5 protein-coding genes are annotated in these 7762 nt (G+C 44.6%); 3 read left to right on the top strand and 2 right to left on the bottom strand.

Annotation, left to right across the window (positions count from 1 at the left end):
• A partial coding sequence (locus V7D75_RS06905) for a polyphenol oxidase family protein (protein WP_333613963.1) occupies positions 1–868 on the bottom strand: 868 nt, incomplete at its 3' end.
• A 91-nt stretch (positions 869–959) separates the two neighbouring features.
• On the bottom strand, positions 960–2108 hold the full coding sequence (locus V7D75_RS06900; protein WP_442968935.1) for an RluA family pseudouridine synthase: 1149 nt from the start codon (positions 2106–2108) through the stop codon (positions 960–962).
• A gap of 770 nt (positions 2109–2878) precedes the next feature.
• On the opposite strand from V7D75_RS06900, the gene V7D75_RS06895 reads away from it, so the two are divergent.
• The 3 genes from V7D75_RS06895 to V7D75_RS06885 all read left to right on the top strand — a co-directional run.
• The gene (locus V7D75_RS06895) at positions 2879–4042 is read left to right on the top strand and encodes an outer membrane protein assembly factor BamD (protein WP_333613961.1); all 1164 of its coding nucleotides are present in this window, start codon (positions 2879–2881) and stop codon (positions 4040–4042) included.
• Between the two features lie 175 nt (positions 4043–4217).
• A complete protein-coding gene (locus V7D75_RS06890; protein WP_333613960.1) occupies positions 4218–6359 on the top strand; it encodes a DNA primase in 2142 nt (713 codons plus the stop codon).
• A gap of 618 nt (positions 6360–6977) precedes the next feature.
• Positions 6978–7762 (top strand): RNA polymerase sigma factor region1.1 domain-containing protein (locus V7D75_RS06885; protein ID WP_333613959.1); only part of this gene is annotated, 785 nt, incomplete at its 3' end.

The raw sequence follows: 7762 nt of genomic DNA, 5'->3' as shown, positions 1-7762 counted from the left end.
CCAACTCTCTAGAAGCACTACGGGTAATAATCAATGCCATACGTCCGGTTGCAGGCTGGCCAAGATGCGTTTGACGTCGATAAGAATAATAATGCGAATCCGCATAGCTGCAAGGTATTTTGGACTCATTGCTAACCATAACACCTGCCGCATTTAATTGGTCAGCGGCAAGCTTTGGTAGGTTCAGTTTAATCTTATCCCCTACAGAAGCTAAGACGTAACGCTGTTCAAAGCTTTCAAGATGCTGTGATGATAAGGCTTGATTATCTATACAGCCTGCCAGCAGCTTATTTCGTACTTGGCTGCCGACTTCATAATTATCTTGACTGATACAGACGCCAATCCATGCCGTGATTGGTTTATCAGCAGCAAAGCGCTCGGCGGTTGCCTTTATAACACCGCACGCCAGCCCTTGCCAGCCTGCATGGATAGCAGCTATCTGTCCCGTTGCTGGCTGGTATAAAACTATCGGTACGCAATCGGCGGTCATAATCGCAAGCCCCAAGTCCGCTTGCTGACTAACCATGGCATCGGCGTCTAGCGGGCGTATAGGTAACGCCGTCACATCGACATCATAAACCTGCTGACCATGAACTTGATTGAGCCAACGCAAGCTATTGATAGGAGCACGCTGCCCTGCCGCTAATTGCTCATTAATCGCCGTTAATAGACGCATGCGATTGTTTAAGACTTTTTTGGCGTTGTCATTGACATGCAGGCCTAAATTTAGCGCACCATAATTTGCCTGATTATCTACCTCATTAGCCGCTTCACTATCATCGCTGCTAAAAGCTGCCGTTTGAAAAACCGTCACGTCATCAAGCTGAGCAACTAAAGTGACAGGCAGATTGTTTGTTATGTTAGGCATGGTCAGTGCACCAGTCTTATCGTTATTATTAGAGCATTACAGCCAGATTGTTACCAGACGAATGTCATTATTTAATAGAGCTCATCAGATTTTATTCTTCGTCATAACCTTCGCTTAACACCGCCATCAATTGCTGCATGTCTTCAGGGATTGGCGTGGTGACTTCAATATCCTCGCCAGTCGTTGGATGCACGAAACCTAAAGTATAAGCATGCAATGCTTGACGCGGGAAATTATTAATCGCTTGTCGCTGCGCTTCTGTTAAGCCTGCTCGCAATTGACGACGCCCACCGTAGACGCGGTCACCGACTATCGGATAGGTAATATGGCTTAGATGCACACGAATCTGGTGGGTGCGCCCCGTTTCAAGACCGACATCTAATAGGCAATAGTTATCGTTCAGCGGTGTGACATTCAATAAATGCGTTACCGCTTCACGCCCTGCCGTCATCACCGTCATTTTAGTACGTTGATTGCGATGGCGACCAATCGGCGCATCGATACGGCGATGACGCAGTAAACTTGCCGCATCCCCTGCAACCACACATTGGTAATGACGATAGACAGACTTGTCCTTTAACTGCTCCATTAAAGCCATTTGCGCGGGCTTGGTTTTACCAATTAACAGCAGTCCCGAGGTATCTTTATCAATACGGTGTACCAATCCGGCTCGCGGCAAGTGATGCTGCTGCGGATAATGATACAGGAGCGCATTGACCAAGGTGCCCGTCTGATTGCCAGCGCCGGGATGGACAACCATACCGACAGGTTTGTTAATCACTAAGACATCATCATCTTCATAGACGACTTCGATATCGATATTTTCTGGCTGATCTTCGCTATGCTGCTGCAGTGTCGTCGATAAATGCAAGACATCACCTGCTTTGACACGGATTTTCGGTTTTTGTACCGTCCCGTTATAAAGTAAGCTGCCATCAGTAATCCAGCCTTGCAGCTGGGCACGCGAGAAATCGGCAAATACTTTTGATGCCAGTTTATCAATACGTAAGCCCGCTTCGTCTTCTATGACGGTATGCGTGACATCAATAACGACCGGAACCGCTTGCCCAGCAACTACGACTGAATCCTCACTGTCTTCGTATTCATCTTCATCGTCGACAATATCGTCATCGACCAATTCATCAAACTCATCATTGGATATGTCCGGCGTTTGCTCATCAAGCGCGCGCTGATGGTCATTTAATAATTCATTTGGCATTGGTAACTCTTGTGCTGACATATCGGTATCTAACGGTTGTTTCTTAGGGGAATTGGTCGTCATAGCATCATTATTCATAGCGGATTGATATAGGGTAAAGTCACTTAGCGCTTTATAAGCCGACTTCATAAGAAAATAAGATAAGAAAGTGGACTGGCGCTCACAGACCGGCAAAAATAAGGACGGTCGAAAAAAGCAGCAGTCATATCGTCATAGTGTAACATGCCTAGCGCCTAAGCCCTACAGAAGCTGCGTGTTATCTGCGATTTTATCGTTACCCCCTTTTTAAAGGTAGTAAGCCGTGATAAAAATTAAGTCGCTAGCTGATGGCGACTATTTAGGAGATTAACTCTCTAAAATATGACATGGCTGTAATTTACTGTATATTTGTCCTTGTCAGCCATATTCAATATCGCTCGTGACGACGGCTCATGCTAAACTACAGACCGAAGCTAACACAGATAAAGCATTAGCCCTTTAACTACAAAATAGATAACGAAAAAATAGACGAAGCAGGCGTTATTCTATAAAGTAAGCGTTGTTTTGCTGTATGCTATGGCACTGATTTTTTAAAATAAGAACTTTTAAAATAATTTATTTTATTAATATGAGCAAAACGGCATTCGATAAAAATGATGTTAATAATGAGTGCGTTTACTGCTAGCGCCTATTTAGTAGCAGACCCTTAATGGATGCCGCCAGCATCGTTTTTTATTATTACCCTTATTACCCTTTTATAATTTAGCCTAATAGCGTCGCTGCTATTACGCGTCTTGTGTCGGAGAAGAAGTATGCAAGCTGTTGGCAATACGTTTATCAAACTGTCCTCAATCACCTTACTGGCGTTAAGCGTCAACTTGGTGGGTTGTCAAACGTTTAAAAACCTAACTGGCGGTAAAGACGTGGATGCGGTTGCCACTGCTGAGAAGTCTGAGCAAGGTTATTATAACGACGCCATCGCTCAGATTGATAAGGGTCGCTATACGCAAGCTATCGAAGATTTGAACAATCTGCGCACTTTTTATCCAACGGGACAATATGCCGAACAAGCCTTGCTTGATGTGATGTACGCCCAATACGAAAGTGGAAAGTTCGAGGCGGCGGCTGCCAGTGCTGAGCAATTTATTAGCCTATATCCTTCTAATCCGCAAGTCAGCTATGCTTACTACGTGCGCGGCGTGGCCAATATGCAAGGCTCGTCTGAAGGTTTAAAACTGTTTAAGCTCAATCAAGCTGAGCGTGATACCGCCTATTTGCGTATTGCCTTTGCTAACTTCCAAGAACTTATCAATAAATACCCTAACAGCCCGTACGCCCCTGACGCCGCTCAGCGTATGACCTTTATCTATAATCAGTTTGCCGAAAGCGAGATGAGTGCAGCCAACTGGTATGTCGAGCGCGAAGCCTATGTCGCTGCGGTCAACCGTGCTAAATGGGTGTTCCAATATTATCCATTAAGTGAATCTGTGCCTGATGCCCTCGCCGTATTGGCTTATAGCCATGAAAAGCTCGGTCTTAATGACTTAGCAAATGAGTATAAAACGCTATTGCAAATCAATTATCCAAACATGCTCAGCGCTGATGGACGCGTCAAACTCAACACCAAACGTGAGCGTACTTTATTTAATAAACTCACCTTTGGACAATTAAACCGCTTTAATAAAGATACCTCTGTTGCGTCAGGTAACTACAATGGCGCCACCAAAACCCAAGTGATTCGTAACGCCAATCAATTAAGATTGCCAAGTGATAATGCGGCGGCAGCGAATGCTAACGCACCGCTAAATATGTCTCCTAAGCGTACCAATAGCGGTATCAATGTAGGTTTAGGTTTGCCTGAAGCATCGACCGAGCGCGTGACTAGCCAATCGAGCACTGGCGATACTGCTAGAGAAGCCGATGTCGACCCACAAAACATGAACCCTGTACGCCGTACCACATTACCTGCTGAATAAGTTGATACTACTCGCATCTATTTTAGACGCTTAGTACCTATCATCAAAAATAAGGTCAACGTTCTGTTGGCCTTATTTTTCTGTTTTTACTTCTTATAATTTTTATCTACTGTCAGTTTTTTGTAGCTGATTGTCGATGCTTAATGTAATTGACCTATGGTAAACTGTTTTTTGTATGAGCATTCCTAACCATATTCTCGAACAATTAAATAGCCAAGCTGACTTAATCAGTATCATTGGGCGTCATACCACGCTCAAACGTGCGGGCAGTGAATACAAAGGCTGCTGCCCGTTCCATGGTGAAAAGTCACCATCGTTTTATGTAAATCCACAAAAAAACATCTACCACTGCTTTGGCTGTAGCGTTGGTGGTAATGCCATCAGCTTTTTACGTGACTATGAAAACTTAACCTTTATCGAAGCGGTTAATGAGCTGTCCAAACAAACGGGCATTGAAGTCCCAAAAGACGAGCAGCAAAACGTCAGCTATCAGCGCGCGCCCATTAAACCAAAAGCTAAGCCGCAAACCAAGCCAAAACCCGCTAGTCAGCCAGCAACATCGGCACCAATATCGGCAGCAGAAACGCACATGCTAGCTGCTGATATGCAGCCGCCAACTTATAATGATAATTATGAAAATTATTCGCCATTAGACGCGTATGATTCGATGCCTTATACAGCCGATGACTACGATACTCATTATCAAGGTGCTAACGATCAAGACGATAATAGTTATCCGCCTGCATGGTTGACCGGTGGTAATGATACTCCTGCACTCTACGATGAAACTAGCGTCTCTGATAAAGACGGCAACTTGTACGAGCTATTAGAACAAATCCAGCAGTTTTATCAGCATAATCTCACCACTCATCCGCATGCCAAGCATTACTTCTTATCGCGCGGTATCACCGAAGAGATTTTTGAGGCTTTTGGTCTCGGCTATGCGCCCTTTGGTTGGCAGCATCTTGAGCATCAATTCCCGCAAGATATCGAGGGACTTAAAGCGCTAGGCTTGGTACGCCAATCAGAATCTGGGCGCGATTATGACCTACTGCGTGACAGAGTGATTTTCCCGATTCGCGATAACCAAGGTCGCACCATTGGTTTTGGCGGTCGCGCGCTCGATGATGAGGTAAAACCTAAATATATTAACTCCTCTGACTCGCCCGTTTTTCATAAGCAACACGTCCTATATGGCTACTATGAATCTCGCCAGCAGCGTGCCGATAAATGGTTAGTAGTCGAAGGCTATATGGATGTCATTGCCCTGTATCAAGCCGGTATTTATGGTGCGGTGGCGTCGATGGGCACAGCGATTAATGAGAGTCAGATATCACGGTTATTGACATTAAACCCTACCCTGACATTGAGTTTCGATGGGGATAGCGCAGGGCAAAAAGCCGCTTGGCGTACCCTTGAAGTGGCGCTGCCTGTGCTTGGCGATGATAAAGAGCTGAGGTTTTTAACCCTACCAAATAACCATGACCCTGATACTTTTATCAAAAGTCAGGGCGCAGATGCGATGCGCGAGCAAATCGCCAATGCCATGCCGCTATCGCAATATATATTTGCTTATTTGAGTGAGCGTTATGACTTAAGTCTGGTCGAAGGCAAAGCCAAGCTGATGTCACAAGTGCGTGCCTTGACCACTGCCCTGCCGAAAGGTAGCAGCTTTCGCTATCTGTTGAACAATGACATTTATCAAAAGCTTGGCGGCAGGCGCAATCAAAACAAAGACGCAAGAGATGCGCTGTTAGATTTCGATGGTGAGATGACCATCAGTCAGCAGCTGCAGCTGTGTTTTTTATTCCAGCCGCGCACCTTAATCGATGACCCTATCGAAGCCATTTGGCAGCAAGCAGGTATTCATGAGCTGCAACTACCAGCGCATATTAAACAAAAAGCCTCGGCCGATATTCTGCGTCCGCTAGTATGGGAAGACCTGCAAGATAATGCCTTACTCGATATCGTCAGCACCATTAAGCGCTGTCTTAATTATCTGCCAAAAGACGCCAATGCTGCGGCGCACTTTATTTTATCGAATGTCAAACCGAGTACTCAAGAAACGCTTAGCGGTGATTGGGGCGCCTTTTATAAAGCCCTTACTGCTCGTAATATTTTAAGTTTAGATGGCTTGGTCGAAGAGCTGGTCAGTCAACTTCTTGAGCGCCACATGAAGAAAAAAATTCAAGACTTGGTGAAAAACCCAGACAACATAAAACTGGCGATTGTCCGTAAGCAATCACAGTTATTAAACGACTGGCTACGCGAACAGCACGCGGAACGCTCAGCACAAATGGCGACGGTGAAATCTTAACAGCTAGGTGAAATTTTATTTATCATCGGTAGCCCTTTAAAAGCACAGCCACTGCCCCCACTATTAATGATTATGCCCAGTTGCATATTGAGTGCCAAAGCAAGCGCTGGTTAAAAAATGATAAAAACGTCATGGCTAAGAAATAATCATCAATACAGATAATAAATGCCTGCGAGATTCACTAGCTTGTGCTTGATGAGGCTGGTCTGTGTTAAACTGTGTCGCTGTATATTTCTAGCCCGATTTAATAGATGACAATACGCCCATATTATTGAGTAGCATTTTTGGTGCAAGCGCAATTTTAGCGAACAACTTTTAAAGCGTTTTTAGACTATTCACTTTAAATGCTTTTAGATTTTAAATCGCCATTTTAAGCAAGTTTAAGTAACGGTATTTTTTTAGGTGAGCGTGTTTTGACGTATTTATGCAGGAACAATTTTTAGCGGTTTTTTAGTATTGTAATTGTCGTATTTTGAGCCTTTATTCATATCCACTCATTTTTGTTATTATTGACAACCTTTACGCCATATTTTGATGAATCGATTGATTATATCAACGCACCCGTAAGCGTTAGCGAGTCACAATATAAAAATGTCCGATACAAGCAAGCGAGTATTTATGAACGATAAGTCAGTTTCTAAGTCCACATCTCAACTGGCCACCTTAATCCAAATGGGTAAAGAGCAAGGGTATTTGACCTATGCCGAGGTGAATGACCAACTGCCCGACTCTATTACTGAAAGTGATCAGATTGAAGATATCGTGCAAATGCTAACGGACGTTGGCATTAAAATTTTTGAATCTGCGCCCGACGCCGATGACATCTTGATGAACGATGATTCAAGCGATGATGACATGGCAGCCGATGAGGCCGCAGCAGTATTGGCCTCGGTTGAGACCGAGCCGGGACGCACCACTGACCCTGTGCGTATGTATATGCGTGAGATGGGTACGGTTGATCTTTTGACCCGTGAAGGCGAGATTGCCATTGCCAAGCGTATCGAAGAAGGTATTCGTGACGTGCAACATGCCATGGCCTACTGGCCGGGTACGGTACAGTTTGTCCTTGATGAGTACGAAAAAGTACAAGATGGCGAGAAAAAACTGTCTGACGTAATCACAGGCTTTTTAGACCCTGAAACCGAAGAAGATAAGATCGCCGCGCAAGAAGCCAAAGATGCTGCTAAAGAAGAGCGTGAGCGTATTAAAGAAGAAAAAGAAAATCCGCCTGTCATCAAAGCAAAAGCCAATGCCAAATTGGCGCTTGACGATGATGATGAAGACGAAGAAGAGGTTGAAGAAGAGGTTGAAGAAGAAGCCGAAGAAGAAACCGGCGGTATCGACCCAGAAGAAGTTCGTCTGCGTTTAGAAGAAATCGAAAATCTATTTATCAAAGCCAAGCA

This window comes from Psychrobacter sp., from assembly GCF_036731945.1.
Lineage (GTDB): Bacteria > Pseudomonadota > Gammaproteobacteria > Pseudomonadales > Moraxellaceae > Psychrobacter.
This window is presented reverse-complemented; position numbering and strand designations above follow the sequence as displayed.